This window comes from Dialister sp. UBA1703, assembly GCA_002320515.1.
Taxonomy (GTDB): domain Bacteria; phylum Bacillota; class Negativicutes; order Veillonellales; family Dialisteraceae; genus Dialister.
The window spans coordinates 3,559-4,096 of sequence record DCJJ01000119.1; positions in this window are offsets into that span (position 1 = coordinate 3,559).

The following is a 538-nucleotide window of genomic DNA, read 5'->3' on the forward strand; positions in this document are numbered from 1 at the left end:
CAGAAGGTTCAGAAGGTTCAAAGGGTTCAGGGGTGGTGGTGGCGGCTTTGCCGCAAACATAAAAGGGGCGCGGCTGGCGCCGCAGGTTGTGTAGAAGGGTTGTATAGAAGGGTTGACGACTCCAAAGGGCCGAAGGTTCTTAGGGTATTGGTTTGACGCCCGCTTTGCGGGCGAGGGTTGTGGAGGCGCCCTACGGGCGCAATATAAAGTCAGCGTTACGGGTCTGGCTTTTGTGTCATCAGTGCTCCCCCGTCATTTCGAGCGGTGGTACAAGCCGGTTTGAATCAGATAGTTTCGTGGAGCCAGTGAAAGGGAGTCGAGAAATCTCCTTCCAGAAGGCTGCCTTGCGGCAGTCAGTTCAGCATAGAGTATCATACAGGCTTGCCGCCTCGTCCACCCCTTCGCCACTTCGTGGCCCTCTTCCCCTAAAGGGGACGCAAGGACGTTACGGGTCTTGCTTCCTGTTGCTTAAGTCACGCTATACATTCTGCTGAATTGGCCGTCTTTGGCGGCCTTTCCCCCTTTGGTGCCTTACGGC